Here is a 1,976-nt window from a genome sequence, read left to right on the forward strand (position 1 = left end):
GATAGAAACGGATCAGGAGCGGTCAGTTTCCAACTAACAAACCGGCTCAAGCGGTCCCGCTCCGCGGGTCCATTTCAGCTGCTTGCGATATTTTATCCGTTGATCAGACTTACCATTCCCGAGACCGCCCTTGGGGCCACCGCAATAAATTTCTTCTTCCGACGAGCGTTCTTCGTGCCGAATGAAGCGGTTCTGGAATTCTTCACGGCGTTTCCGTACTACTTGTCTCATAGTTGGGGAACGAATATACGGCCAATAGCCCTCTTATTGGGCGCGGATTTCCATCCCGCCTTCGCGGACGTCTCTTACCTTTGGCGAAGCCAATCGGGTTCAATCAGCAACTCGATGTTTATAGCCGACGCTTACGCCGATTTTTCATTCCTGGGTGTGGCCGCGGCGAGTCTTTTTGTGGGAAGCGTTTGCAGACTAATCGACCTTCTTTTCCTTCCAAGTGACAAGTCCCCAATGGTGGTCGCGGCGCTGTCTTCAGCGCTTCTAGGTGTCCTCCATCTAATGGCAGGCGCAGTCCAAACCGCGATGCTCTCCGGAGGTTTGCTAAGTGTGCCTCTTGTGGCATTGGGCGTATCGAGCACTTCGGCGCTCTTTCGGACGCGCGATGTCAAAAATCGCTAAACTCGAACGCGAATGCGACCAAACCCGAACGTGGCATGACGGGCGGATGATCTACTTCAAAATTTCAGAATTGCTCTCTACGGCGGTGGTTTCAGCGCTAATAATTCTAGGCATGCATTCTACTGTCAGAGGCACCGAGCCTTCTCTTCCAAAAATCGAAGTTGGAAGTGTTGGCTCGTTCCTGAACGCCGACCTTGATCGCGCAGGCTCCCTGATGGTTGCGGCTGCCTATTTTCGAAAAATCAACGATGACGGCGGTATTGGCGGCCGCGACGTAGATTTGGTCTCTTATGACGACGAGGGAAGTCTCAAGAGGACCCTGGATCTGACTCGCAAGCTTGTTGAAGTCGATAAAGTGACATTACTTTTTCGAATGAACAAAGAGGCAAACAATGCAATCGGCCCCTATGTTCGTTTCAAAAAAGTCCCACAAGTGTTTGATGTCGACCCAGATGAAGACTCGGAGTCACTGAAAACACCGCCTGAAGTTCAGGGGAAATTTTTCGGTGAGTATATGCTGAAAGAAATGCCCGGCGCTAAAATTGCAATCATTCACGAGGAGAGCCGTTCCGCGCACCAATTTTTAGCTGGGTTTTATGGTGGTTTGGGGGAAAAAAATGCTCGGTCGATGATTACCAACATCGACGGAGATCCTAAATTTCTCGGCAATCGGGTCTCACGGGTAGCGGGCACAATGCAGACTTTCTAGTAATCTTTGGTCAGCCTGATTTCCAGATCAAACTGCTGGAGCAGGCAGCAGAAGTGGTGGACTGGAAGCCTACGATGGTTTTGAGCGATGCAGCAGTTTCTATTGCGAAGCAAGAAATGGGAACTCATAACGGTATTTTTTCCTTGGCTAATCAGAGGATTCGCATAGTTCTGACGTCTGCTGAGAGTGAGGAATGGGAAATCTTCAAAAGCCGATATCTTCCTGACACCGTGTCTCCGTCGGAAGCTGTCATGAGAGCTTATCTCCAGGCGAGATCGACAGTTGCTTTGCTGCAGGGCTGCGCAGGTAACCTCACATCACAGTGCATTCAAAGAGACTTTGAAGCTGCGCGAGAAGAGCGAGCTCGTTTTGGTCGTGCTTTGCATTTGATGCGCTTTAATGGCCAGTCATGGGATATCGCTGCTCCAAGCACGCGATATTAGGCAGGCCGGATATGACCTGCCACTGAGTATTTCCTCCAGAAGGAGTTAGAGTCCGGCCCGAAGAAGGACGGACAGATGAAGCGAGCAAGGTTCACGGAAGAGCAGATTATCGCTGTATTGAAGGAGCATGAGGCTGGGGCGAAGACGGCTGACCTGGCTCGCAAGCATGGAATCTCCGAAGCGACGATCTA

At 51.0% G+C, this 1,976-nt stretch carries 3 protein-coding genes and 1 pseudogene; all 4 read left to right on the forward strand.

Translation table 11 applies throughout. From position 1 onward, the window contains the following. Positions 1–633 (forward strand): annotated as a pseudogene (locus Q2941_RS51480) (hypothetical protein); the annotation flags it as partial. Positions 634–679: 46 nt separating this feature from the next. After that, entirely contained in the window at positions 680–1,342 is a 663-nt protein-coding gene (locus Q2941_RS51485) for an ABC transporter substrate-binding protein (protein WP_458197522.1), read from the forward strand. A gap of 74 nt (positions 1,343–1,416) precedes the next feature. Beyond that, positions 1,417–1,785: a hypothetical protein gene (locus Q2941_RS51490; RefSeq protein ID WP_458197523.1), complete on the forward strand. Its 369-nt coding sequence runs from the start codon at positions 1,417–1,419 to the stop codon at positions 1,783–1,785. A gap of 75 nt (positions 1,786–1,860) precedes the next feature. Then, positions 1,861–1,976: transposase (locus Q2941_RS51495; protein ID WP_458194751.1), on the forward strand; the 116-nt coding region annotated here is incomplete at its 3' end.

It is taken from the genome of Bradyrhizobium sp. UFLA05-153, from assembly GCF_054185185.1.

Bases quoted from the DNA above. Each gene is read 5' to 3' on its own strand.
- Q2941_RS51490 (WP_458197523.1), top strand. From the start codon at position 1,417: ATGGTTTTGAGCGATGCAGCAGTTTCTATTGCGAAGCAAGAAATGGGA.
- Q2941_RS51485 (WP_458197522.1), top strand. From the start codon at position 680: ATGATCTACTTCAAAATTTCAGAATTGCTCTCTACGGCGGTGGTTTCA.